The sequence below is a fragment of the Nonomuraea mesophila genome, from assembly GCF_004352805.1.
GTDB lineage: Bacteria > Actinomycetota > Actinomycetes > Streptosporangiales > Streptosporangiaceae > Nonomuraea > Nonomuraea longispora.
In genome coordinates this window covers 1-23,566 of sequence record NZ_SMLD01000012.1, presented here as the reverse complement: position 1 = coordinate 23,566, position 23,566 = coordinate 1, and the positions used below count along the sequence as shown (strand labels likewise).

Sequence of the window (23,566 nt, the reverse complement as noted above, 5' to 3'; positions counted from 1 at the left end):
GACTCGGTGGTCCTCCCGGCGTCCCTCGGGCGTGTACATCTAACGACTGTTAGATGTACACGCCGGACCCGGCTTCGGAAGGCCGTCCACGTGCGGGATCCACCCGGGCTTAGCGCTAATACTCGTGAGCAGAGTCCCGACACCCCGTCCACGTCTGCCCGGCCGGTCATTGTCATACAGAGGGGCGGCGGTGCCGCTCACACGGCGGGCCGAGGTCCTGCGGCCCGGCGCAGCCGGTTGGCGATCGCGGCTCCCATCCCCTGCTCCGCCGGCGGGGAGGCGATGATGAGGTCGCAGCCTCGCTGGTCGAGTTCGCGCAAGAAGGCGTACAGCTCGCGCGCGTAGGCGGGCATCGACGCGGGCAGCGCCACCACGGCGTGCGCTTTCACCTCGGCCTCGGCGAAGCCGGCAGGAAGCAGGACGCCCACCCGGTGCCCCGATTCCTGCGCGCGTTCCGCTTCGGCGATCACCTTGTCGGGCTCGACCAGGACGACCCGGGCCCGCGGCGCGTAGTGCGAGGGATGCTGGCCGGGCACCCGGATGTGGCTCGTCGATGGGACCGCGAACGGGCGCCCCAGCGCCGCTTGCAGGTCTTCGCGCGTCACTCCGCCGGGCCGCAGGATGCTCGGAGCATCGCCCGTGGCGTCGACGATGGTCGACTCGACACCGACCTGGCACCGGCCGCCGTCCAGCACGACGTCGACGGCGTCGCCGAGTTCGGCGCGGACGTGGCCGGCCGTGGTGGGGCTGACCGAGCCGAAGCGGTTGGCTGAGGGGGCCGCGATGCCGCCGCCGAAGGCGGCCAGCAGCGCGAGCGCGACAGGATGGGCGGGCACGCGCACGGCCACCGTCTCCAGGCCGCCGGTCGTCTCCAGGGGCACCCGGCGGCCGCGCCGAAGCACCAGCGTCAACGGCCCCGGCCAGAAGCGTTCAGCCAGCAGCCGCGTGGGGGCGGGCACGTCCGCCACCCAGTCGCCCAGCTGCTCCGCGTCGGCGAGGTGGACGATCAGCGGGTGGGAGGGCGGCCGCCCCTTGGCCTGGAAGACGCGCGTGACGGCGGCGCCGTCGGCGGCGTTGGCACCCAGCCCATAGACGGTCTCGGTCGGGAAGGCCACCAGACCTCCGCCGCGCAGCACCCCGGCCGCCCTGTCGATGGCCGCCCTGTCGATGGCCGCCCTGTCCGCGGCCGCGCTGTCGATGTCACCTGGTCTTGCCGTCACCCTCGCCATCCTTCCACTGCTGTTTGCCGCCGCATTCCGTGCGCAGCGACGCGACGATGTTCAATGACGCTCCGGTACCCCGCCCGCGCAAGCTAGAGCAGCCGGCAGCGCCACCACTCCTTCAGGGCCCAGCCCTTCTGCCCGAGCACGTGCAATGCCTGCTCGCCCAGGCAATCCGAAGCCGCCACCCGGAGGCGTATTCAGACCGCAGCCCTGCTCAGGCCATGCGCGGCGACCAGCCGCGCACTGCCATCAGCCAGCCGATACGACAGGCCCACCACCGCCAGGCGGCCATCGGCCACCCGCTCGGCCAGCACGCGCGAGCGCTCCAGCAGCAGGTCGGCGCTGTGCCGTATGTGCTCATGCAGGATCTGCTCGCCCTGATCGTGTCCGGCGGCGCGGGCCGCCAGCACGCTCGGCATCACCCGCTCGACGACGTCACGGACGAACCCGGCCGGAGTGCTGCCGCCGTCGGCGGCGGCCCGCGCCGCCGCGATGGCTCCGCACGACTCATGGCCCAAGACCACGACCAGCGGGCAGCCCAGCACGCTCACCCCGAACTCGATGCTGCCCAGCACCTCAGTGCCGGCCACGTGTCCGGCCGTGCGGACCACGAACAGATCACCCAGGCCCCGATCGAAGATGATCTCGGCGGCCAGCCGGGAATCGGAGCACCCGAACAGCACCGCGAACGGGCTCTGCGCCGGCGCGGTCTCGGCGCGGCGGGCGGCATCTTGGTTGGGGTGCTCCGGCGTACCGGCGACGAACCGCTGGTTACCCTCCAGCAGCATCGCCAACGCATCATCGGGCGTCAGCCTCAGGATCTCAGTCATGGCCGCAGGCTACTGGGTATCAGGCCACGGCCCACGTACCGTCCCGATGCCGGCCGCACGCGCCCCCACGCTCGGCTCCACCAACGCGGCCACTCGATGCCGGAAAACTGCTTCCGGTATTCTGGACGCTGTTGGGTCCGGCCCAGCACCGACCATGCTCGGCCACCGCCCACCGTGGCAGCAGGCACGATGTCGAACCTCCACCCCGTTCCCGCCGTCACACCCTGCGGGCACCGTGGCGCCGGCCGACGACTGATCGTGACGGCATGGGCGTCCCGGAACACCGCGTGACTGGCGCCTGGATGCCCACGCCCCTCACGGCCTGGCTCCCCCTCCAGCAGCTCAGCCACCGTTCATGCATACCAGCAAGTGGGGGCACCGATCGTGAACGTCCCGGACTGGGGCTCCGACCGATGTCAGGAGAGGGCCGGCTCTTGCCTCACGCCAGCACGCGACGGTCGCCGTTTTCCGGGCTCGATGGTGGAAACGCAGGAGGAGCCATCGCACCCTGTTCGTCGAGCAGGTCGGTGACCAAGACCCTTGGCTCCGTCCCAAGCCATGCGGGCGGCCACGGCCACACCGATCCCGCCGGCGCCACTGTCACGACAACTACCGTGTCCTGCGGACCAGACATGCTCGTCTTTTCCTGTTGTTCGTTGATTCGTCGGGAAGTACGGGGTCAGGCGTTCGAGACGCCGGTGGCCGCGGTTGCGCGGGTGTAGTCGGAGAAATCGGGTGGCCGGTGACCACCGTGACACCAGCCAAACAGGTCCTGAGCTGCGCAAACAACTTCCGCTTTCAGCTCGGCTCGCACCGTTCGATGTCCGACGGCAGGACGGCTCGTTGGCCCGTCTAGATCATCGAGGCTCGTGTCTGCTCTTTGCCTATCCGATGTCGAGGCCTATCTGATGCCGAGCGCCCCGCTGGGGCACAGCCGGACGGCCTCGGGCGCGGTGAGCGCGCACATGCCGGCGCTGATGCAGACGGTGGCGTCGGCGGTGATCCGCATGCTCCACCTACCAGGTGACGGGCAGTTCGTGGATGCCGTACGCGAGATTTCCGTGTTCGTCAGGCAGTTCGTCCATCTCCTCGGCTTCGGCTTTCGGTCCGGTGAACCCGAGCAGGTGGTCATCGCAGTAGCGCACATACCGCAGTCGCCGGAAGCCGGGATCGTAGGATCCACGCTCGGCAGGCTCCGCATTCGATCACGGGCCTTCCGGGCTTCGGCTGGGTCTCCGGCTCTGCGGGCCCGCGCGAGTGTGTTGGCCTCCTTGAGGTAGGCAGGGTTGCGCGACCCGCCTCCCCCTCGGGTGTATTCCGGGATAAGAACCGTCTCGACGAAGACGTCCAACCGGTGCAGATAGATGTTCGAGAGGATGGGTGAAGCGCAACCGCCTTGCGGTGCACCGCTGAGCGTCGCGTTCCAGACCCAGTCCTCCAGGTATCCGGCTTGGAGCATGTTGCGCAGCAGCCTCAGGAACCGGTTGTCGTGGATCTTCTCCGCCAGGATCGAGAGCATGACCTGATGATCAAGGCTCCCGAAGCAGTCGGCGATGTCTCCCTCGATGAACCAGGGTCACGGTCGTCGCGGGGCATGGGTGACGCCGCTGATCGACGCTCCAGCTGGACATTTCTGACCAACCACGCCCGCGTGCTGCTGATCATTGCGGCGGATCCGCAGGTGCGGATCCGCGGCATCGCCGAGAGCATCGGCATTACCGAACGAGCCGCCCAGGGCATCGTGACCGACCTGCTGGAAGCCGGCGAGACGGGACGAAACCTCCCTTGTCGACGATGCGATGACCGCTATGACGGCTATGACGAACCGTCATTCAGGTATCGGACTTCAGTCATGGCGTGGACCCGTGCGCCATCCTGGCGCGCCGGCCGCTTCGCCGCCCTGGACGACACTGCGCGATGCCGCTGGTCCATGGCGGGTGGGCCGAGCGTCCGGCGCCACGATGGCGTCCATGAGGCGGGCGGCCAGCGTCCGGATGTGCTCGGCCAGTTCAGGTGGCTCGTGCGCGGTGAACGGCGCCCCTATCAGAGCCACCCACAGAGCCAGTTCGTCGAGTGAGTTGGAGCCGCAGACCAGCGTGCACGTCCGCTCGTCGATGGGCTCGACCGTGCCGGTCGTAGGGGAAACACGCTCGGCCACGGTCTCCGCGGGGGCGTGGACGGTGAAGCGGCCCTGGTAGCGGTAGGGGGCGCTGGAGATCGTGTGGGAGGTGTATCCCGCGAGGTCGGTGGCGGGCGGGTCGCGGGGGACGAAGCGCGGGCCGTTGGGTGAGCGCAGGCTGAGCCGGTCGAGGCGGAAGGTGCGCCAGTCGGCGCGCTCGGTGTCGTAGGCGACCAGGTACCAGCGGCGGCCGGTGGCCACCAGCCGGTACGGCTCCGCCATCCGGCTGCTGTGGACGCCGTCGTGAGAGCGGTAGTCGAAGCGCAGGGTCTCATGATCGCGGCAGGCCGCCGCGATGGCGGTCAAGGCGCCGGGGTCGACCGCGGGCATGTTGGTGGTCATCGGGACCGTCATCGACTGCAGCGCGTGGACGCGGTGCCGCAACCGGGGCGGCAGCACCTGCTCCAGCTTGATCAGCGCCCGGACCGAACTCTCCTCGATTCCGGTCACGGTGCCGCCCGCGGCGGTGCGCAACCCCACGGCGACCGCCACCGCCTCCTCGTCGTCCAACAGCAGCGGCGGCAGGTCGGCTCCGCCGCCCAGCTGGTATCCCGCCACCCCGGCGACCGCGTGGACGGTATAGCCGAGCTCGCGCAACCGGTCGACGTCGCGGCGTACGGTGCGCGGGGTCACGCCGAGGCGGTCCGCCAATTCCGCGCCCGGCCACCGGCGACGGGTCTGCAGGAGGGTCAGGAGCTTGAGCAGCCGAGCCGAGGTTTTCAGCATGGCTCCATCCTGCCGGACACCTAGGACTCATCCTGTCCTAGGTGTCCCCTAATGTCGGCGTCATGAGCGACAACGACTTCGAGATTCGCCCGTTCCGCATTCAGATCCCCCAGGCCGAACTGGACGACCTGCGTGAGCGGATCGGCCGCGCCCGCTGGCCGAGCGAGATCGACGGCCAGGACTGGAGCCGCGGAGTGCCCGTCGGCTATCTCAAGGACCTGGCCGCCTATTGGGCCGAGGGCTACGACTGGCGCGTCTGGGAAGCCAGACTGAACGCCTATCCGCAGTTCACCACCGAGATCGGCGGACAGGACATCCACTTCCTGCACGTCCGCTCCACCAGGCCCGACGCCCTGCCGCTGATCCTCACCCACGGCTGGCCCGGCTCAGTCGTGGAGTTCCTCGACCTGATCGAGCCGCTCTCGGAGGACTTCCACCTGGTCATCCCCTCCATCCCGGGCTTCGGCTTCTCCGGGCCGACCCGGGAGGCCGGCTGGACGACCACGCGCATCGCCGCCGCCTGGGCCGAGCTCATGCGCCGACTCGGCTACGACAGGTACGGCGCCCAGGGCGGCGACTTCGGCGGCGGCATTGCCCGGGCGCTGGGCCTGGTCGCTGCGGACAACGTCGTCGCGGTGCACGTCAACGGCGGCACGACCTACCCGAGCACCGCCGAAGACGACCCCACGCTCACCGATCGGGAACGGGCCAGGGTGCGGCGGCTGCAGGAGTTCATGAACGAGGCCGGCGGCTACATCGCCATCCAGTCCACCAGGCCGCAGACCCTCGCCTACGGACTGACCGACTCTCCGGTCGGCCAGCTCGCCTGGATCATCGACAAGATCCGCGACATGACCGACCTGGCCAAGCCGCTTCCGCACGAGGCGATCGACCGGGACCTGCTGCTCACCGATGTGACGATCTACTGGCTGACCGGCACGGCGGGCTCCTCGGCGGCGCTCTACTACGAGGACGGGCAGGAGTGGGGCGAGCAGAAGACGTCCTCGGTGCCGACGGCCGTGGCCCTGTTCACCATCCAGGACATCGCGCTGCGCCGCGATGAGGAGAAGATCAACAATGTCGTGCGCTGGTCGGACTTCGACCGTGGCGGCCACTTCGCCGCGATGGAGGCCCCCGATCTGCTGCTCGGCGACCTACGGGAGTTCTTCGGCGCCTACCGGTGACCCCACTGGTCCGAGCCGCGGCCCGGATCACGGCCAGGACCTGGGCCTAGCGAGATCCCCGTGATCGCGTTCGCGGTGCCCTCACCGTGATCCCGCACCCCTCGCCCCCGGCCTGCGCGAGCGCGCCTGGGGCATCGGCTCATCCATCCGGCGCGGCGACAAGGAGAACCCCTCGCCGGGGCGGTGCGCCACTCCGGCACGTTGTCCGGTACATCGCGGCGGACGTCGCATGGTGGCCGGCATGAGCTCCGCGCTGAAGGTCGCCGTCCTGCGCGGGGTGGCCAGGAACCGCAACCGCGCCGCCATCGCCTTCTGGCTGATCTGGTGCCAGACCAAGAAGCACTGGGCCGCGCCATCGGTCCCAGCCGACGTCGAACGCCGCAAGGAGAGCGCCGACGAGACCCGCGCGGTCGCCAAGACCACCATCCACCGGCTGCTGTCCCGCCGCGACATCCCGCTCCGGGCGAAGACGCTGTGGCGGATGCTGTACGAGACGGCGGCCCGGGCCGCGGAGATCCTGGCGCTGAACGTCGAAGACCTCGACGTGGAGCACCGCCGCGCCCCGTCCGCTCCAAAGGCGGGGCCACCGAGGGGGTGTATCGGGACAGCGGCACCGCCCACCTGCTGCCCCGGCTCCTCCAGCTCCCGGACGGCAGCACACGCACGCACGGCCCGCTGTTCCTGTCCGAACGCCGCCAGGTCCCCGCCCGACGCCCGGCCGCTGCCGACATCTGCCCGCACACCGGCCGCGCCCGCCTCGGCTACGACCGCGCCCGCGTCCTGCTGGAGAAGTACGCCGGGCTCGATCTGCACCAGCTACGCCACAGCGCCGCCACCCACCTCGGCGAAGCCGAAGTCCCGCTGCAGCTCATCATGGGCAAGACCCGGCACAAACCCGGCGCCGAAGCCATCGCCAAGGTCACCGAGGTTCTGGCGCTCCGTCCCCGTACCCACTGATCAACTGAGTGGCGGCTCGCAGGAGCTATAGGAGTTCCGGGCCTGGTCTGGCGGTTGCCACGCCCGCAAGCGCAGGGATCTGATCATGTCGGCGAGACTTCTGCGTGGCTCCCGGTGCCGGGGAGGCGGAAACACTCGCACAGGCGTTCGAGGCCCAGGCCGCTGATGATCAGGCGTTCCTTCGCGTTGCTGAGTACGTCCGCGCTCCAGGTGACCCCTCCGCCGTCGCCGAGGTTGAGGTCGTCTCCGCTCGGGCTGGTGGCGCGAATCTCGAAGCAGGCGCCGGTGTAGTAACCCCGGCCGCTGCTGCGGTCGTCGTCGAAGGCGAACACGGTGCCGGGATGCGCCGCCGCGAGTCGGTCCAGGACGTTCGTCCGCAAGGCTCGGCGGTGCTGTCCGCCGGTGAGATCGGTGACCGTCACGCGTATCGCGTCGGCCTGGTATCCGAGGGCGCGGGCACCCTCCAGGACATCGAGGAGGGCGCCGATCTGCTCGGCCAAGGCCGCCATCTCGAAAGCTATGCAGCCCTCATCGCGGCCGGCGGTGCATAGACCCAGCAGCGCGAAGTGCGCCGTCATGGCTGGTGTGGCGAAGGCCTGGCCGCGTATCACCCGATGGACGGCTGCCAGGCGCACCCGCTCGCGTGAACGTGGATCGGCCCGCAAGAGGTCCCGGCGGCGTGCCGCACACTCCAAGGCCAGAACATTGGTGACGTCCGCGACGACCTCGGTGGTGCGCATGGTCGTCACTACTTTGTTCTGATCTGCGGTCGCCACCGCCGAGACGGTCCCGAGCGGGCACAGTGGCGACAAGGTCAGGCTGGTGAAGAAGTGCTCGGCCAGCCGATCGTGTACCAGGATCTCCAGGGAGGCCAGCTCGGCAGGGTCCAGCTCCGAGGGGCGAGTAAACCGGTTGTGTTCGTAGGACCGGAGCAGATGGGCAGGTGCTACAACGGCGGCGCGGCGGCGGGAGACTTCCAGTAGCAGCGTCTGCAGATCAGTCGGCGATAACCGTTCGGTGAGCGCGTCCAGCAGTTCGGGGACGCCGCTCGTGCGCACGATCCTGCCCGTTCGGCTTCTGAGCTGGTGTGGAAGGTGCGCCGGTCGAGGAGTTCGCACTCCAGTGAGGCGAAGAAGCTCTCGGTGATCGCGTTGTCGAAGCACGTGCCGGTGTGCGCCCTGTCGACGGGCGCACACCGGCCTGTTCACACCGCGGGCCGAAGGCGATCGAGGTGTACTGTACTGGCTGCCGTTGTCGCTGTGGTGAATCACCCCGGCCTGCGGGCGGCGGGTGGATTGCCATCGCCGCGGCGGGAGAACACGTCCAGCACCACCGCCAGGTACACGAAGCCCTGCCAGGTCGGCATGTAGATGATGTCGGCCGTCCAGACCTGGTTCGGCTCATCGGCGGTGAATCGGCGTTTGACCAGGTCGGATGCGGACGCAGCGCGCGGGTCGGGGATGGTGGTGCGACAGCCCTTGCGCCTGCTCACCCCGGCCAGCCCGGCGGCTCGCATCAACCGGGCCACCCGCTCGCCGTCGATCTCGCGCAGATCGGCATGGATGCGCGGCGCACCGTAGATCTCGTCCGAGGCCTGGTGACGCCGCTGGATCTTCGCGGTCAGCCCGGCGTCGCGTCCGGCCCGTGCCGACGGGCCACGCCGCAGCCGGGCGACCCAGGCGTAGTACAGACTCCTTCTTCCGGGCACCAGGGTTCCCCAGAGATCAGGTGTCCACCAAACCGGGTCAACTCCATGACGCTCAACTGCCGCTGGTCTTGCTGGGGGTCATGCTTGGGATGCTCTGCGGCTGGTACTGCTTGCAGGCTTCCTCGGCCTTCTTGAACTCCGGGGTGTTGGATTTGTCGTTCTTCACGAAGGCGCCGTCTGTGCCGGGGTCGGGGAACGACGGCACGCCGTTCTCGCGCATGCACGTGGCGAAGGCTGCTGCATCACCCTGCGGCGCCATGGACGCCTCGGTCCCGCCGGGTTCCGGGTCACCTCCGCAGGCCGCGCCGCCCAAGGCGACTGCGGCCAGCACGATGGCCGCCACGATGCTCCTGCGCGAGCGCTTCTGACCGGGGATGCTGTTCATGTCGATCTCCATCGTTTGTCGGTGTATGGGTGTTCGGGGTCGTCGGTTCGTCGGCGGTGCTGGGTGGCAGCCCTCCGGCCCACGGCGGGCGGGGATTCATGATTGACCGCAGGTCTCGGGGCACAGCTTGGCCTCGGGGTAGCGCGATGACGGTTTGTCAAGGATGGGCTGCCGCTGCGACATCAGGTGCTGGTCGAAGAAGGCCGCCACGTACGCACGGGTGAGCTCGATGGCGCGCGCCGCCGGCAGGACGCCGTAGGAGGGCTTGCTGCCGAGGGCCTCCGCCAGCAGCGGGCCGTCAGTGAAGGACTGGTGTTCGGCGCCCGTCAGCACGATCCAGCGCTTCCACCCGGTCAACAGCTTCCAATCGCGGTCCCAGGTGGGGGCGGCGCCGCCGGGAACGTGCTGCGCAGAGCCCAGGAACATGAACGGCCGGGAGAACCCGTTCTTGGGGATGCGGGCGTAGGTGGTGCCGTCCATGTCGATCCCGGCGCGGATCCGAGTGTCCTTGATCATGGCCGACATGGCGCTGGCCCCGCCGATCGACTGGCCCGCCATCGCGATTTTGGAGCGATCGATCAGGCCGGAACCGTCCCACTTCGTCGTCAGCTGGTCGAGCACGAAGGAGACGTCGGCCGCCCGGCCCGTCACCACCCCAGTGCCGAAGCCCGCGTCGGTGTCGCTGTCGCACGCGAGGCATTCGGCGACCTGCCCGTCAGCCAGGGCCGTGGCGTAGCTTTCGTAGGTGTGGTCGATGCCGGCCACCACGTAGCCTCGGCTGGCCAGATCCTCGGCCAGGGACGTGAGCATGCTCATCGGCCTGGTGAAGCCGGGGGACAGCACCACCAGCGGCAGTTTGCGCCCCGCGGGTTTCGCGTCTTTGACGGCGTTGGTTCGCGTCTTGCTCAGCGTGTCGTCCGGCACGCCGCCGATCCCCCACCCCCTCAGGACGAGCTCCGACTCCTTCGGCGACATGTACGGCGCCTTCCGCCCGTCGCGCTGCTTGGTCGGATACCACAGAGTGACCTTGAGCTCCCTGGCATCGACGTCGAGGTTCCAGGGATCGGGGCGCGAAGTGTCCTTCATATGCAGGACGGTGGTGCCGACCGGATGGACGCCGGTGGGTGCGGGCAGGACGGCGGGGCCGGTGGGCGTGGCCGACGGGACAGCGGAGCGAGGCGGCGCGGGCGCGGAGCAGGCGGACGCGGCCAGGACGGCCAGTCCGGCGGCGGCTGCCAGGAGGAGTCTCATCGAGGAGTCCTTCATTTGCGCAGCAGGGTCAGGGCCTTGGCCAGCGCGGGGTCGCGCCCGGCGGCGGCGTCCTGCGGGGTCAGGGGCACGTGGTGGTCGGGAGCCACACCGATCCGGTTGATCTCCTCGCGGTCGGCCCCCAGGCCGTGCCTCGATGGGAAGGCCAGGATCGTGTTGTTGCTGAGCAGGTACGGCTGCGCCGGGCCGGACATGAGGCCGGCGGTTCTGGTGCCGACCAGCTTGCCGATGCGCAGGTCCTTGACGGCGGAGCTGACATGCTCGCACGCCGAGGCGCAGCCGCGATCGGTGAGCACGATCAGCGGCAGGTTGAGCAGCTCGACGGTGTCGTCAGTCCGCAGGCTTTCGCATTTGTCGTCCACGGTGCACAGGTAGTGGGTGGTCTTGCCGTGGACGAACGCGCTCAGCAGCCGGGTCGATTCCGTGATTCGGCCGCCGCCGTTGCCACGCAGGTCCAGCACGATCCCGGCGAGCGTCCGATCGGTGCGCAACCTGAAGAGCGCCTTGAGTGCCCTATCCGCCGAATCGGGAGCGAACCCGCGCACCCGCACATAGGCGACGTCGTCGTCCAGCAGCTTCGACTGCACCACTTGCAGGGTGGCCAGGTCCCGCTGGTAGAGGCCGGGCTTGAGCGACACGCTCCACCGGCGGCCAGTGCTTTCCCGCAAGATCCCCAGCCGGACCGGACGCTCCTGCGGGTATCGCGGGAAGAGGGCGGCGATCGCGGGCGTGGCCTTCCCATCGATGAAGGGCGCCGAACCGTTGATCGATTCGATGATGTCACCCGGGCGCAGCCCGGCCTTCTGCGCCGCGCCACCCTGCACGGTGGTCACGAACAGCGGGGGCAGGGCCACCCCCAGGTTGCGGTCGCCATCGACGTTCGCCTGCAGACCCAGGCCGTAGCCGTCGCCTTCGTAGGACTCGGGGTGCCGCCCTTTGACGTCGTGTGCCCAGGACGCGTGGTTGTCGTCAAGGCTGGCCACCATGGCCTCCAAGGTGGCCACGGCCAGCTTGACGTGCAGGTCGGGGACCTGATCGGTGATCTTCCGGAAGGTGGCCTCGAAAGCGGTCCAGTCGGCTTTGCGGTCACCTTTCAGCGCCGGCATGGTCGCCTCGGGCGCGTCACGCCCGTTACGGTTGAGCTCCTGCGTCAAGGCGATGAACCCGGCGATCAACAGCGAGCGGGCGTCCATCGTGGCGCCGCTGTAGTAGTTGCCGAGGATGCAGAAGTACGCCTGCTCGACCACGTCGATCGTGGTGGGCTTCTCCACGCCGGGAGCGCTCTGGGGCGCCGCGCAGACCGTACCGCCCGCCGTGCTCGCCTGGCTGCGCGGGGGCGTCGGCGCCGTGCAAGCCGCCGCCAGGAGGAGGGCGAGCCCCGCGGTGGCGGTCCTGATGACGGTCATGGCAGCCGCCTGCGGATCCACCGGAAGGACAACCAGGTGAGGGCGAGGGTGAGGACGGCGTAGATCCCGGTCTCGATCCACTGCAAGGGCCAGAAACGTTCGAGGGGCTGGTAGGTCGCCTGCTGCCGGTAGCCGAGCCGGTTGATCTCGGCCAAGCAGCCGTCCTGACCGGCGGCCGATCCCGATGGTGCACAGGGTCCCGACGTCGTGGAGATCCGGATGGGGGCTCCACCATCACCACCGGCGATCGCGCGTCCGGATGGGTCGAGCAGATTGTTGGTCAGGACCCAGGCGCCCGCGTGGCCGGGAACAGCCGAATTCAGCGTGATAGTCGGGTATCGGCCTCCGTCCCGTGGAATGTTAATGCTGTCCACGTTCGCCCGGCCGAGTTCGAAGGGCGCGGTGATCGAGGGCATCAGGTGGGGCCGGACCAGCAGCGGCATGGCGAGCTGGATCGCGGCGAAGACGGTCAGCGTGAGGGCCATGGCAGGGAGCGTGCGCCGCACCAGCATGCCGACGGTCACCCCCAGGACGAAGGCGAAGGCCGCATACCCCATCGGGGCGATGCCCCGCGCGCCGAACACCAGGGGAGCCATCAGGGCCAAGTTTCCGGGGGCGGAGTTGTCCAGGGGGGCGGACCACCAGGTCACCATGAGGCCGCACAGGCAGGCGGCGGCCATGGCGGTCAGGCCGGTGAGCCCGAGCTTGACCGCCAGCCAGCGGCCGCGGGTGATGCTCTGGTTCCACACCAGCAGGTGCGTGCCCGCCTCCAGCTCGCGGCTGATCAACGGTGCTCCCCAGAAGAGCCCGACCAACGCCGGCAGCAGCAGCACGACGAGACTGACGGCCATGAACGGCATCTCGTACGCGCCGAAGAAGCGGTCGTAGAAGCGGCCGCAGGTGTCGTCCTGGGCACAGGCGGTGATCCCGGCGGAGTAGCCGGAGGCCAGGTCGGGGCCGGTCAGAGCCAGGGCGACGGCGAAGATGACGAGTACGGCGGCCATCATCGCGGCCGAGCCGCGCAGCTGGCGCCAGGTCAGCCAGATCATCGCTGCACCTCCAGCGCGGCGCGCCGGCTGTCGGCGGTCTGCTTGTCCATGTAGGCCAGGACGAGATCCTCCAGGCTGAGCTGGGTAACCTTCCAGGCGGGGTCGTGGATCGGGGCGTCGGCACGGACCACGAACGTGCTCTGCCGGTCGGTGTGGCGCGCGGACACCATGTGCTGGTCGGCGGGGAGCCGGTCGGGATCGCGGCGCGAGCCGGTGAGCCGGTGATGGGTGGCCAGCAGCTTGTCGACCTCTCCGGCCACCTGCACGCGCGATTCGACGAGCACGATCAGGTAATCGCATGTCCTATCCAGGTCGGAGACCAAGTGGGAGGAGAGCACCACGCTGAACCGGTGCTCGACGGTGGCCTCTATCAGCCCTTGCAGGAACTCATGGCGGGCCAGCGGGTCGAGTGAAGCGACCGGCTCGTCCAGGATGAGCAGCTCGGGCCGCTTGGCCAGGCCCAGGGTGAGGGCGAGCTGGGCGCGCTGACCACCCGACAGCCTGCCCGCCCGGTGGCTGGGATCGAGGGCGAGCCGCGCGATACGCTCCCGCGCCAAGCCGGCGTCCCAGCGGGGGTTGAGCCGTGCTCCCAACCGCAGGTGCTCGGCGACGGTCAGGCCCGCGTAGACGGGCGTGTCCTGGGCGACGAACCCGACCCGGGCCAGCTGCGCGGGCGTGCCCCCCGGCCGGCCGCCGAGCACGGTGATCCCGCCCCCGGTCGGCTCCAGCTGGCCGCAGGCCAGCTTCAGCAGCGTGGTCTTGCCGGCGCCGTTGGGCCCCACCAACCCGACCACGTGGCCCGCCGGGATGTCGACGGTGCACTCGCGCAGCGCCCAGCGCTTGCCGTATTTCTTGCCCAGCGCCTGGGCCTGCAGAACAGAAGTCACGCTATGTCCTCCTGAGAGGTGGTCCGAAAGGTGGTCATGAACAGGGCCTCGATGCTTTCGTCGTCGAGGCCGGCCCGGCGGGCCTTGCCAGCGATCACATCTACCGGCCGGCGCTTATCGGCGGGCGATCGGCGGACCATATGTGATCCATATGCGAGTGTTGCGATACTGCCCGGATGCGTGTGCTTTTGGTCGAAGACGAGCAGCCCCTCGCCGGGTACATCGAAGCGGGGCTGCGCAAGCACGGCTTCACCGTCGACGTCGCCCTCGACGGCCAAAGCGCGCTGGACAAGTGCGAGATCACGCCGTATGAGGTGGTAGTCCTGGACCGGGACCTGCCGGTCGTCCACGGCGACGCGGTGTGCCGCCGGCTCGTCCAGCAGGGAGTGTCGCGGGTGCTGATGCTGACCGCGTCCGACGCCGTTGAGGACCGAGTGGGCGGACTGATGCTGGGCGCCGACGACTACCTGGGCAAGCCGTTCGCGTTCTCCGAGTTGGTCGCCAGGGTGCACGCCCTGATACGGCGCAGCGCACCGGCCCGCCCGCCGGTGCTGCGCGCCGCCGGCGTGACCCTGGACCCGGCCCGGCGCAGCGCCGAGCGGGACGGGCGGCTGCTGCGCCTGACGCCCAAGGAGCTCGGCGTGCTCGAGCAACTGCTCGCCGCCGGCGGTGACGTGGTCAGCGCGGAAACCCTCCTGGACAAGGTGTGGGACGAGCACGCGGACCCGTTCACCAACGCGGTGCGGATCACCGTCGGCACGCTGCGCCGCAAGCTCGGCGACCCGCCGCTGATCGAGACCGTCACCGGCGCCGGCTACCGAATTGGAGGGTGAGGGGTGGTCCGACTCAGGATGGCCCGGTTGACTGCCCGGGCTCGACTCACTCTGCTGCAGACCGCCCTGGTGCTGACCGCCGGCGCCGCGCTGACCGGGCTGACCTACCTGCTGATGCGCCGCGGCACCTTCGTCACCCGCCCGAACCAGAACGGCGCTGGCCCATCAGGCACACCCCCGCCGATGCCGACAGCCGAGGACCTGCAAGTTCTCGCCGACCGGGTGCAGACCGACACCCTGTCCGCGCTGCTGCCCCAGGCCGCTCTGGCGCTCATCGTGGTAACCGCCCTGGCCGCCGTACTCGGCTGGCTGGTGGCCGACCGAGTGCTGCGCCCGATCCGCGTCATCTCCTCCACCGCCCGGCAGCTGTCGGCTGAGAACCTCACCGAGCGGGTCCCGATCAACACCCCCGCCGACGAACTGTCGGCATTGGCGGGCACGGTCAACGACATGCTCGACCGCATCCAGCGCGGCGTCGCCGAGCGGGACCGCATCCTGGACAGCCAGCGGCTGTTCACCGCCAACGCCGCCCACGAGCTACGCACGCCGCTGACCACTACGCGCACGGCGATCGACGTCACCCTGGACGGCAACCCCAGCCGTGCCGAACTTCTCACGATGGTCGGTGACGTACGCGACGCAGTCGAGCACATGCAGTGCGTCCTGAACGGACTGCTGCTGCTGGCACGCAGCCAGGCCGGGCTCACTGCGCGGGAACAGGTCGACCTGGCCGCCATCGCGGCCGCCGCCCTCTACACCGTCCAAGCCCGGGCGACAGCCGCCGACCTCACCGTACGATCCGAGCTTCACCCGACACCGGTCACCGGCGAACCCATCCTGCTCGAACGCATGATCGGCAACCTGGTCGACAACGCCATCCGCTACAACCGACCGGGCGGGCACCTGGCCGTCGCGACGTGCCCGGCGGATGGGCGCGCCGTGCTGCGGATCTCCAACACCGGCCGACACATCTCGCCCGGCGAGGCGGAGAAGCTGCTCGAACCGTTCGCGCATGGGCAGGGCACCCGCATCCGCACCGAAGGTCTAGGGTTGGGACTGTCGATCGTGCGCGCGGTCACCCTCGCTCACCAGGGACGGATCACGGTCGACGCCCGCACCGGCGGCGGCCTCGACATCACCATCGACCTCCCGCAGAACCCGGTGACGAAGGACGCGAGATCGCAGGATACCGATTCACTTCAGGAAACGGCGGCCCTTCCGTGAAGCAACCTTGCGGCATGGCTCAGCAGACGCCCAGCTCGGCCGTTTCGGCCGAGGGGCAGGATCGCCGCAAAGTCACTTACGAAAGGTTGTCGGCTTGTCCGGAAAGCTCGACCCGCGCTCGCCACCGGGCTGCGCCGCGCCGAGATCGCCGGCCTGGACCTGGCCCAGCTGGAGCCGCGCGAGCCCGAGCAGTTGCGACGGGCGAAGAAGGCGGCTGTCGCCGCGCTCGGTCAACACCATCGTCGCCGAGATCGGCGCCATCCATGACCTGCAGGTCCAAGACGCCGACCGGCAGCTTGGCGCGCTGCTGGAACGACGCCTTGGCCACGCCAACGAGCGGTACCTGAAGCTGTACACCAACCCGCCCGAGGAGATCGCCGCCGGCTACGTCGAAGACCTGTAATGCCGCCCCCTCCGTGTCAGGCTTAAGTGGGACATATGGTTATGGGCACGTGAGTCCAAGGTGTCCCTGCGCTCCCGAAGGTGCGACCTGCAGGAGCTCATCCGATGAACGACCACACCCAGCGGCCTCCCGCCGGAGGTCCGCTACGCCGACGAGCCGGCCAGGCTCAACGACGAGGACGACGACGGCGACAGGCCGCCCGGTTGGGTCGAGGCGTTCTCAAGGCTGGAACTCGCGCTGGACGTGAGGTGAGTCGTCGGCGCCGAGGTTGGCCGCCGCTCGCCGCACCTCCAGGTCGTGACAGGTCGTGCGTCCTCGCTTCGCTGTGGGGCGCTCCACCTGAACCTGCGGCTTCGCCACGGCACGGGCGGCAGCTATCGAGGAAGGCCGGGGACTGCCGCGGTCGCGACCAGCTCGCCAAGGTGGTTCTCAAACTCACCGACACGGCCCTGCGGCCATTTCGATCATGAGAGCCAATCTCCGACAAACAACTCTCATTCTCACCGACATAGCCAGCCGGGAGGGGCTGTACGCCTGTGGTTGGGCACTGCCCGAACGCGGATGATCACGTCAGGGAGTTGCGAAGCGCGCGGCGACCGTTCGGGCTGCTTCGTCGACCGCTCGCGTCTGCTCTTCCTTGGTGATCGACCACGTACCGTGCATGAGGCGCGGCCAGAAGATCGCGGACGCGATCATGCCGAGGAACTGTGCGGATGCCAGATCCGGATCATCGATGTCGGCGCTTCCTGCGGCGTGTGCCTCCCGCAGATAGCGCCCCAGTGCCTGCAGCACAGGCAGCGTGCCGAAGTCGAAGGTCCGCTCGCGCAGTTCGGGGAAGTGATGCGATTCGGCGATCACGGTTCGCATCAGGGCGACCATGCGAGGACGAGTCAACAGTTCCGAATACGCGCGACCTAGCACCACCAAACCGGCGTAGAGGTCGCCGGTCGGGATCTCGACCGGTTCCGGAGCCGGTGATCCGCCTGCCGCGAGCACCGTTGCCTCGAAGAGCTCGGCCTTGGTCGGGAACTGCTTGAAGAGCGTCGCCTTGGACACCCCTGCGCGCTCGGCGACACGCGCCAGTGGCGTGCGGTCGTACCCGAACTCCAGGAAGAGCTGCGCGGCGGCGCCGAGGATCGCCTCGCGATTGGTCGCGGCCACCGCACGGTGATACGAGGAGCGTCCACGTGTCATCCGTTCAGTATCTCATCGAGGCGAGTTCCTTGACTCACCATTACGAACACGATTAGGTTGATAGAGGTGAGTCGATCGACTCACCTCTCGGAGGTAGGAGCGGCTTATGGCTACCGTGATCGTCCACGCGACCATCACTCTTGACGGGTTCATGGCAAAGGAGGACGGCGGGGTCGACTGGATGTTCGGCCGACCCTCCGCTCCCGAGGATCACGCCGTCGTCGAGACAGTGATGAGCCGGATCGGCGCGGTGGTCGGCGGCGCGAACAAGACCCAGACCATCGAGGACGGCGAGATCCCGTATGGCGGCATGCTGAAGGTCCCGGTCTACCTGATGACCCACAGCGCCCATGAGCCGATCGAGCGCGACGGCACCACGTACAACTTCGTCGTCGACGACATCAACGAGGCCGTCAGGCTGGCCACACAAGCGGCCGGGGACGGCTGGGTCAGCCTGCTCGGAGGGTCCATCTCACGACAGTGCCTGCGGCTCGGTCTCGTCGACGAGCTCCACCTGCACGTTGCGCCGGTCCTGCTCGGCGACGGCATCTCGCTGTTCGCAGGCCTTGGGCGGCACATCGAGCTTGAGCGCCTCGATACATCAGCCTTCGCGAGTGAGGCTCATCTTCGCTACCGAGTCCTCCGTTAGCCAACGTGCAGGTCCTCCGAGCTATCGGGTCCGCTTCTCCTGATCCGTTTCCCGGCAGGCACGCACAGTGTGGTGAGAAGGGTGCCGAACATCCGGGCAGGGCGCGGGCTGAGCATCGACGAATTCCTGTTCCCGGGTGAGAAGGACCGCAAGCCGTGGGCGCCCGACTCGATGTCCGTGACGGGAGGCATCATCACCAAGGGCGGCATGGCCAGTCTGTTCGTCCAGGAGGAGCCGATGCCCGCGGAAGAGGCGGCGCTCCAGGTCGAGAAGCAGGGGTGCGCATGATCGCGCGTACCGTCCTTGTCGCGGCACTCTTAGCCGGGACGGCCGGCTTCGCGCTCCCGCCTCAGCAGCCGCCGGCCAGGGGGCGACCCTGATCATCGGCGACCGGGTCGAGGTCATCGGCAACGGCCACCGCGTGATCTCCGGACCCGGGCGGGACGTGGCGTACACGAGGCAGGTTCGCGACGGCCACCTGCACGTGGTCCCGTCCGATGCCAGGCCGCTGTTCGCTGCCGGGCTGCTGGACGAGCGCCTGTTCGACGTCACCCAGCTGCTCAGATGGCAGTACGGCGACGCCGACCGGGCCGACATCCCCTGATCGCCCAGGGCATGGACGTTCAGGGATCCCGGACGGTCCGGCGGATGGCCGGCCTCGGCATGACGGCGCTCCGCGGCCGGGCAGCGCGGGGAGCGACGCAGCGCGGGGCCCGGGCAGTGTGGGGCGGGTCAGCTCGGCAGCGGCTGTGGCGGCCCGAAGGGTTCGGCCGGGTTGCGTCCAGGGGCGTCGTCAGCCCTGCCGTCCCGCTGGTGTGGTGAGGGATTCCAGCTCGGTGACTGCCAGGTCGGTGGCCGTCTCGGAGGCGATCTCGGCCGACAGCCGCCGCGCTTCGCGCTGGTAGGACGGCTCGTGCAGGACCTGCGACACCGCCCGGGCGATGGTGCCGGGTGAGGCGTTCTTGCCCACGGTGATCCCGGCCCCGGCGGCCTGAACGTGGCGTGCCACACCCCCTTGGTCGCGCCCGAGCGGCATGCAGACCAGGGGGACCCCGGCGGCCAGGGACTTGACGGCCGTCCCGTGGCCGGCGTGGGTGATCGTCACGGCGGCGTGGCGCAGCGCGAGGTTGTGCGGGGCGGACGCCGTGACCAGGACGTTGCCGGGAGCGCGGATCGTGGCGGCGTCCACGGCCGGGCCTGTGGTCAGCAGCCCGCGCACCGGCAGCGTGCCGAGGGCTTCGGCGATGCGCTGCAGCAGCGGGCCCTGGTTCATGAACGATGAGCTCAGGCCGACCAGGACCAGCGGCGCGTCCCCTTCGGGCAAATGCAGGTCCCCGGTCCAGGACGGATCGTCGAGGCGGGCGCCGACGTGCCGTACGTGGGCGGGGAAGCGCCTGCCGGGGTGGTCGAGCGCGCGCGGGGACAGCACGAGCACCCGGTCGGCGCGCTCGAACGCGTCGAGCACCGAGTCGACCGGCGGCAGGCCGTTCGCGGCGCGGGCGGCGTTCAGTGCGGGAAGTCCCTTCGCCCACGGCATGAGCACCAACCGGCTCAGCATCCGGTCGCGCAAGCGGCCCAGCGCGCCCGAGCCGGGGGCGAGGCCCACCCCGGGCGGCGGCCCTTCCGGGGTGGGCAGCGGATAGAGGGTGGTCACGAGCGAGGCTGCGGGGACACCCGCGGCCTCGGCGCCGATGAGCGCCCCGAGCAGCATCTGCTCGGTGACCAGTACGTCGGCCGGCCGGGCGCGCAGCTCGGCCAGCGTGTCCCTGGCGTAGTCGGCCGCGGGGCCGCAGACGATGCGGTCTCTCAGCCGCGCGAACGCGCCCAACGGGGTGCGGGTCTCGAAGTCCCTGATGACGTCCTTGGCCGGGTCGGCGGGGTCACCCTGGGGCGCGGTGGTCCAGGCGACCGGTTCCAGTCCGGCGGCGGCGACCTCCTCATGCAACGACGTGTCGGACAACACCCGGACCTCGTGGCCCCGTTCGCGCAGCGCGCGGGCGACCGACAGGACGGGCGGGACGGCTCCGCCGCCTGCCCAGGTGGCGAACAGGAAGTTCTCAGGCATTGTTTCTCTTTCGTGGGTCGATCGAGGTCAGCAGGTCGCGCATGGCGCGTTCGGCGTCCTCGCGCGACAGGCCGAGGTCGCGCCGCCACAACTTCCACAGGTAGACGTCCGTGGCGGCGTGGTGCAGGTTCAGCGCATGTTCGCGGGCGGGGCCCGATGCGGGGAGGCGGTCGGCGAAGACCTGTTCCAGCCATGCCCGATGCTGGTCGCGGGCGTGTGCGGCCACCCGTCCCGCCATGGGGATGCGGTCCATCTGCGCGATCCAGAGCACGTTGCCCTCGCCGCGCCCCTCGTAGTCCGCGAAGAGCACGGCCACGATCGCGTCGACGTCACCGATCGGCGCCTGGCGGCTGATCATCGTTTGCGCGGCCACCCAGTCGGCGACGGCGTCGGCCAGGCCCTCCTTTCCGCCGAAGCGGTTGACGATCGTCTGCACCGACACGTCCGCCTCGTCGGCGACGTCCTGCAGCGTGACGTCGTCATACCAGTGCCGCATCCACAGCGTGGCCGCCGCCTGCATCACGCGCATACGCGTGGCCTTCATGGCCGCGGCCCGGGCGCCCATGCGATATGAACGCCTTGCCCCACTTTCCATGGAGTCATAACTACATTCGTTTGACTCACGAGTCAAACGAAAGGGCCTACCCCCACGCCTCGGCGCGGCCTCCACGATGAGGGAGAGCTTGGCGAACTGCTGGTCGATGGCGAGTTCGTTGCCCTCGACGGTGGAGGAGAAGCCGCACTGCGGCGAGATGCACACCTGGTCGAGATCCACGAACTTGGCCGCCTCGTCGATGCGCCGCTTCAGCGTGTCCTTACTGCCGATCAAGCGATCGCGCATCGAGCGCGCCATGTCAGGACTCCTCACGCAGCCGGACGTGGGCGGATCTGGACATCCGCCACCGCACGGCAGCAACCAGCGCCACCACCGCGCGACCGCGACGGCCCCCGCGGTGCCCGTCAGCCGGGCGGCCGGACCGGTGCGCTTCTGCGGCCTCGGACGCGGCCGCTGAGTTCGGCGTCCAATGTTTCCTGGGCGACGCGCATGCCCGCCGCGTAGACGGGTTCTTGCAGGCGCTTCCACATCTCTTGTTCGGGGACGTCCTCGACGTGGGAGACCACCCACCAGATGTTGCCGAAGGGGTCCTTGATCCGGCCGCCCCGCTGTCCGAAGGCGTCGGAGGCGACAGGGGTGACGACGGTGCCGCCCGCCTCGACGGCGCGGGTGAAGACCGCCTCTGCGTCGTGCACGAACACGCGCAGGAGGCTCGGCATGGCGGGCCAGTCCGGGCGCCGGTCGAAGGCGAGGACGACGGTGTCACCCACGCGGATCTCGCCGTGGCCGATCAACCCGTCCTCGGTGGCCACCCGGCCGAGTTCCGTGCCGTTGAAGGCATAGGAGACGTAGTCGAGGAAGGCCCCGGTGTCATCGGTGACGACCCACGGCGCGACACTGGTGTAGCCCTTGGGGGCGGCGCTGACCTGCTCGGACATCATGATCCCGTTCCCTGGTGTGCGGCTGTGGAAGACAGAGCGTAGGCAGGAATTAGGCTTGTTCCGGTCCTAGATGGCCGACATACTCTGCATCATGTCCGGTCCCACGTCGCGGCTGCTCTCGCTGCTCTCACTTCTGCAGACGCAGCGCACCTGGCCCGGGAGAGAACTGGCCGAGCGGCTCGGTGTCACCCACCGCACAGTCCGGCGCGACGTCGAGCGGCTCCGCGAGATGGGCTATCCGGTGGCGGCCGACCTCGGCGCGCACGGTGGTTACCGGCTCATCGCGGGCTCGGCGCTGCCGCCGCTGCTGCTGGAGGACGACGAGGCGATCGCCGTCGCGCTGGGGCTGCGCACCGTTGCCGTGCAAGGTGTGCCCGAACTGGAGGAGGCCGGGCTCCGGGCCCTGGCGAAGCTGAGCAATTCGCTGCCCGTCCGCCTGCGCCACCGCGTCCGCGCCTTGGGCGGCTCGATTTCGGGCTGGGTGCCTCCTGGCCGCACCGCCGACCCCGATGTCCTCACCACTCTTGCCGTTGCCGCCGCGGGCGGCGAACGGCTGCGGATGCGCTACCGGGACCGGAAAGGCGAGATGACCGCCCGGCACGTCGAACCGCAGCGGCTGGTCAGCGCGCACCACCGCTGGTATCTGGTTGCCTTCGACATCGACCGCCGCGCCTGGCGCACTTTCCGAGCCGATCGCATCCAGGCTCCGCGCGGAACGGGCGCCCGCACCTCGCAGCGCCTGTCCGAGGAAGACGTGCGGACCCACCTCGCGCAGGCTGCCCTGGCCATGGCGCCGGTCCACCGCGCCGACGTGACCCTCCACCTCACCCTCGCCGAAGCGGTCCTCCGGCTACAGGACCACCTCGGCGACGGCTCTCTCACCCCCGAGGGCGACCGGACCCGCTGGCGTAGCGCCTGCGACACCGTCGAGTGGCTCGCGCTCCGCCTCCTGTCCCTCGACTGCCCCTTCGAGGTTCACAGCCCGCCGGCCCTCCTGGACCACCTGGCCCGCATTCACGACCACATCCGGACCACCGCCCCTGGAGACGAACGCCGCTCAGATCAAGAGCCTCCAACCGCCTCCGATCAAACCTAGAGAGCTGTTTCACAGGCGTGCACCTGTGAAACAGCCGCCGGGCGTCCGGTCGTCCAGGGCGTTCCCGCGCCGATTCTGTTCCATCTACGCCCGCGCCACACGGCGCCCCGGACTCGAGCGCGCCGTGATCCGTCCAGCGTGGTGTTCACCGGTTCGAGGCCGCCGGCGGCTGCGCGGGCTTCTCCGGAATCTCACCCGGTTTTTCCCGGGCCGGCGGTCAGGCTCCACAGCGCCGCCACCAACGGCCGCCGCAGATCCGCCCGCCGTACGCACAATCCCACCTTCAGCGGCGCCGGCGCCGGATCCGCCGCCACCACCCGCACCCGGTCGCGCACCCCGCTGTTCTCCAGCACCATGCGCGGCACCACTCCCGTCCCGTATCCGAGCGCGACCAGGGCCAGCAGCGCCTCGTGCCCCTCCGGTTCGGCCACCACCTCGGGCCGCCACGGCAGCCGCGCCCGCAACCACCGGTCGGCCGCCTCCCGCACCAGCCCGCGCCGCGGCAGGACGAACGGCCCTTCCAGCCCGCGACCCTCCAAGGTTTCATCAGGGACTTCGTGCGGGCCGGTGACGAACACGAGCTCAGTGACCGCGACCGTCCGGCTCACCAGCGACGCCGGCAGCCGGGCCGGGATCGCCGCCACCGCCGCGTCCACCTCCCCCTCGTCCAGCCGCGCCAGCGCCGCCGCCGCGTCCCCCGTCCGCAGATCGACCCGGATGCGCGGATGCGCCGCCCGGAACGGCGCCAGCAGGTCCGGCAGCAGCGCCTGGCAGGCCGTCACCGTCGCGAACACCCCCAGCC

The 23,566-nt window shown here is 69.7% G+C and carries 25 protein-coding genes; 9 read left to right on the top strand and 16 right to left on the bottom strand.

Translation table 11 applies throughout. The annotated features are described in order from the left end of the window. Nucleotides 1–197: 197 nt before the first annotated feature. From E1295_RS07070 to E1295_RS07050, 4 genes are all read right to left on the bottom strand, one after another. Nucleotides 198–1,220, bottom strand: coding sequence for an L-threonylcarbamoyladenylate synthase (locus E1295_RS07070; protein ID WP_246079888.1), 1,023 nt, complete (start codon nt 1,218–1,220; stop codon nt 198–200). Nucleotides 1,221–1,420: 200 nt separating this feature from the next. Continuing rightward, the gene (locus E1295_RS07065; protein WP_132628863.1) at nt 1,421–2,053 is read right to left on the bottom strand and encodes a carbonic anhydrase; all 633 of its coding nucleotides are present in this window, start codon (nt 2,051–2,053) and stop codon (nt 1,421–1,423) included. Between the two features lie 901 nt (nt 2,054–2,954). Further along, on the bottom strand, nt 2,955–3,572 hold the full coding sequence (locus tag E1295_RS07060) for a reverse transcriptase family protein (RefSeq protein WP_220448574.1): 618 nt from the start codon (nt 3,570–3,572) through the stop codon (nt 2,955–2,957). A gap of 327 nt (nt 3,573–3,899) precedes the next feature. Beyond that, a complete protein-coding gene (locus E1295_RS07050; protein WP_132628862.1) occupies nt 3,900–4,958 on the bottom strand; it encodes a helix-turn-helix transcriptional regulator in 1,059 nt (352 codons plus the stop codon). Between the two features lie 62 nt (nt 4,959–5,020). Here E1295_RS07050 and E1295_RS07045 point away from each other — a divergent pair, with 62 nt between their 5' ends. Further along, the gene (locus E1295_RS07045; RefSeq protein ID WP_132628861.1) at nt 5,021–6,142 is read left to right on the top strand and encodes an epoxide hydrolase family protein; all 1,122 of its coding nucleotides are present in this window, start codon (nt 5,021–5,023) and stop codon (nt 6,140–6,142) included. Between the two features lie 594 nt (nt 6,143–6,736). Next, complete coding sequence (locus E1295_RS50730) at nt 6,737–7,099, top strand: hypothetical protein (RefSeq protein ID WP_246079887.1); 363 nt, start codon at nt 6,737–6,739, stop codon at nt 7,097–7,099. Nucleotides 7,100–7,182: 83 nt separating this feature from the next. Here E1295_RS50730 and E1295_RS07035 read toward each other — a convergent pair whose 3' ends face one another. From E1295_RS07035 to E1295_RS07005, 7 genes are all read right to left on the bottom strand, one after another. After that, the gene (locus E1295_RS07035) at nt 7,183–8,157 is read right to left on the bottom strand and encodes a hypothetical protein (protein ID WP_132628860.1); all 975 of its coding nucleotides are present in this window, start codon (nt 8,155–8,157) and stop codon (nt 7,183–7,185) included. 209 nt (nt 8,158–8,366) lie between these two features. Continuing rightward, nucleotides 8,367–8,807 carry an IS3 family transposase gene (locus tag E1295_RS07030; protein ID WP_166427115.1) on the bottom strand — a complete coding sequence of 147 codons (441 nt, stop codon included), beginning with the start codon at nt 8,805–8,807 and terminating at the stop codon, nt 8,367–8,369. Nucleotides 8,808–8,859: 52 nt separating this feature from the next. Then, nucleotides 8,860–9,204, bottom strand: coding sequence for a hypothetical protein (locus E1295_RS07025; protein WP_132628858.1), 345 nt, complete (start codon nt 9,202–9,204; stop codon nt 8,860–8,862). An 84-nt stretch (nt 9,205–9,288) separates the two neighbouring features. Beyond that, a complete protein-coding gene (locus E1295_RS07020) occupies nt 9,289–10,443 on the bottom strand; it encodes an alpha/beta hydrolase family protein (protein WP_132628857.1) in 1,155 nt (384 codons plus the stop codon). An 11-nt stretch (nt 10,444–10,454) separates the two neighbouring features. Beyond that, nucleotides 10,455–11,867, bottom strand: a complete 1,413-nt coding sequence (locus E1295_RS07015; RefSeq protein WP_132628856.1) for a S41 family peptidase — start codon at nt 11,865–11,867, stop codon at nt 10,455–10,457. Continuing rightward, on the bottom strand, nt 11,864–12,916 hold the full coding sequence (locus E1295_RS07010; protein WP_132628855.1) for an ABC transporter permease: 1,053 nt from the start codon (nt 12,914–12,916) through the stop codon (nt 11,864–11,866). Before E1295_RS07010 ends, E1295_RS07015 begins: the two co-directional genes overlap by 4 nt. Beyond that, nucleotides 12,913–13,803 (bottom strand): ABC transporter ATP-binding protein, encoded by an 891-nt coding sequence (locus E1295_RS07005; protein ID WP_132628854.1) that lies wholly within the window; start codon nt 13,801–13,803, stop codon nt 12,913–12,915. The genes E1295_RS07010 and E1295_RS07005 overlap by 4 nt, the downstream gene beginning before the upstream one ends. Nucleotides 13,804–13,979: 176 nt before the next feature. Here E1295_RS07005 and E1295_RS06995 point away from each other — a divergent pair, with 176 nt between their 5' ends. The 3 genes from E1295_RS06995 to E1295_RS06985 all read left to right on the top strand — a co-directional run bounded on the left by E1295_RS06995 (nt 13,980) and on the right by E1295_RS06985 (nt 16,263). After that, nucleotides 13,980–14,636 (top strand): response regulator transcription factor, encoded by a 657-nt coding sequence (locus E1295_RS06995; protein ID WP_132628853.1) that lies wholly within the window; start codon nt 13,980–13,982, stop codon nt 14,634–14,636. A gap of 27 nt (nt 14,637–14,663) precedes the next feature. Beyond that, complete coding sequence (locus tag E1295_RS06990) at nt 14,664–15,860, top strand: sensor histidine kinase (protein WP_166427114.1); 1,197 nt, start codon at nt 14,664–14,666, stop codon at nt 15,858–15,860. Nucleotides 15,861–15,954: 94 nt separating this feature from the next. Next, a complete protein-coding gene (locus tag E1295_RS06985; RefSeq protein ID WP_132628851.1) occupies nt 15,955–16,263 on the top strand; it encodes a hypothetical protein in 309 nt (102 codons plus the stop codon). A 570-nt stretch (nt 16,264–16,833) separates the two neighbouring features. On the opposite strand, the gene E1295_RS06980 is transcribed toward E1295_RS06985, so the two are convergent. Continuing rightward, the gene (locus tag E1295_RS06980) at nt 16,834–17,424 is read right to left on the bottom strand and encodes a TetR/AcrR family transcriptional regulator (protein WP_246079886.1); all 591 of its coding nucleotides are present in this window, start codon (nt 17,422–17,424) and stop codon (nt 16,834–16,836) included. Between the two features lie 148 nt (nt 17,425–17,572). On the opposite strand from E1295_RS06980, the gene E1295_RS06975 reads away from it, so the two are divergent. The 3 genes from E1295_RS06975 to E1295_RS06965 all read left to right on the top strand — a co-directional run bounded on the left by E1295_RS06975 (nt 17,573) and on the right by E1295_RS06965 (nt 18,710). Beyond that, nucleotides 17,573–18,106: a dihydrofolate reductase family protein gene (locus tag E1295_RS06975; RefSeq protein WP_220448573.1), complete on the top strand. Its 534-nt coding sequence runs from the start codon at nt 17,573–17,575 to the stop codon at nt 18,104–18,106. An 81-nt stretch (nt 18,107–18,187) separates the two neighbouring features. Then, nucleotides 18,188–18,394 carry a hypothetical protein gene (locus tag E1295_RS06970; RefSeq protein WP_132628848.1) on the top strand — a complete coding sequence of 69 codons (207 nt, stop codon included), beginning with the start codon at nt 18,188–18,190 and terminating at the stop codon, nt 18,392–18,394. 133 nt (nt 18,395–18,527) lie between these two features. After that, on the top strand, nt 18,528–18,710 hold the full coding sequence (locus E1295_RS06965; RefSeq protein ID WP_132628847.1) for a hypothetical protein: 183 nt from the start codon (nt 18,528–18,530) through the stop codon (nt 18,708–18,710). A 189-nt stretch (nt 18,711–18,899) separates the two neighbouring features. Here E1295_RS06965 and E1295_RS06960 read toward each other — a convergent pair whose 3' ends face one another. From E1295_RS06960 to E1295_RS06950, 3 genes are all read right to left on the bottom strand, one after another. Beyond that, nucleotides 18,900–20,171 (bottom strand): glycosyltransferase, encoded by a 1,272-nt coding sequence (locus E1295_RS06960; RefSeq protein WP_132628846.1) that lies wholly within the window; start codon nt 20,169–20,171, stop codon nt 18,900–18,902. Then, complete coding sequence (locus tag E1295_RS06955) at nt 20,164–21,024, bottom strand: TetR/AcrR family transcriptional regulator (protein ID WP_132628845.1); 861 nt, start codon at nt 21,022–21,024, stop codon at nt 20,164–20,166. The genes E1295_RS06960 and E1295_RS06955 overlap by 8 nt, the downstream gene beginning before the upstream one ends. A gap of 107 nt (nt 21,025–21,131) precedes the next feature. Continuing rightward, the gene (locus tag E1295_RS06950; protein WP_246079885.1) at nt 21,132–21,668 is read right to left on the bottom strand and encodes a VOC family protein; all 537 of its coding nucleotides are present in this window, start codon (nt 21,666–21,668) and stop codon (nt 21,132–21,134) included. Between the two features lie 91 nt (nt 21,669–21,759). Between E1295_RS06950 and E1295_RS06945 the strand changes: the two genes are divergently transcribed. Beyond that, nucleotides 21,760–22,764 (top strand): helix-turn-helix transcriptional regulator, encoded by a 1,005-nt coding sequence (locus tag E1295_RS06945; protein ID WP_132628844.1) that lies wholly within the window; start codon nt 21,760–21,762, stop codon nt 22,762–22,764. Nucleotides 22,765–22,955: 191 nt separating this feature from the next. On the opposite strand, the gene E1295_RS06940 is transcribed toward E1295_RS06945, so the two are convergent. After that, nucleotides 22,956–23,566, bottom strand: a 611-nt coding sequence (locus E1295_RS06940; RefSeq protein ID WP_132628843.1) for a LysR substrate-binding domain-containing protein, incomplete at its 5' end; no start/stop codon positions are given.

Coding starts and splice junctions, on each gene's coding strand:
- E1295_RS07060 (WP_220448574.1), bottom strand. CDS start 3,572: ATGCTCTCGATCCTGGCGGAGAAGATCCACGACAACCGGTTCCTGAGG.
- E1295_RS07065 (WP_132628863.1), bottom strand. CDS start 2,053: ATGACTGAGATCCTGAGGCTGACGCCCGATGATGCGTTGGCGATGCTG.
- E1295_RS06960 (WP_132628846.1), bottom strand. CDS start 20,171: ATGCCTGAGAACTTCCTGTTCGCCACCTGGGCAGGCGGCGGAGCCGTC.
- E1295_RS06950 (WP_246079885.1), bottom strand. CDS start 21,668: ATGATGTCCGAGCAGGTCAGCGCCGCCCCCAAGGGCTACACCAGTGTC.
- E1295_RS07020 (WP_132628857.1), bottom strand. CDS start 10,443: ATGAGACTCCTCCTGGCAGCCGCCGCCGGACTGGCCGTCCTGGCCGCG.
- E1295_RS07045 (WP_132628861.1), top strand. CDS start 5,021: ATGAGCGACAACGACTTCGAGATTCGCCCGTTCCGCATTCAGATCCCC.
- E1295_RS07025 (WP_132628858.1), bottom strand. CDS start 9,204: ATGGAGATCGACATGAACAGCATCCCCGGTCAGAAGCGCTCGCGCAGG.
- E1295_RS06995 (WP_132628853.1), top strand. CDS start 13,980: ATGCGTGTGCTTTTGGTCGAAGACGAGCAGCCCCTCGCCGGGTACATC.
- E1295_RS06955 (WP_132628845.1), bottom strand. CDS start 21,024: ATGGCGCGCTCGATGCGCGATCGCTTGATCGGCAGTAAGGACACGCTG.
- E1295_RS07010 (WP_132628855.1), bottom strand. CDS start 12,916: ATGATCTGGCTGACCTGGCGCCAGCTGCGCGGCTCGGCCGCGATGATG.
- E1295_RS07050 (WP_132628862.1), bottom strand. CDS start 4,958: ATGCTGAAAACCTCGGCTCGGCTGCTCAAGCTCCTGACCCTCCTGCAG.
- E1295_RS07015 (WP_132628856.1), bottom strand. CDS start 11,867: ATGACCGTCATCAGGACCGCCACCGCGGGGCTCGCCCTCCTCCTGGCG.
- E1295_RS06945 (WP_132628844.1), top strand. CDS start 21,760: ATGTCCGGTCCCACGTCGCGGCTGCTCTCGCTGCTCTCACTTCTGCAG.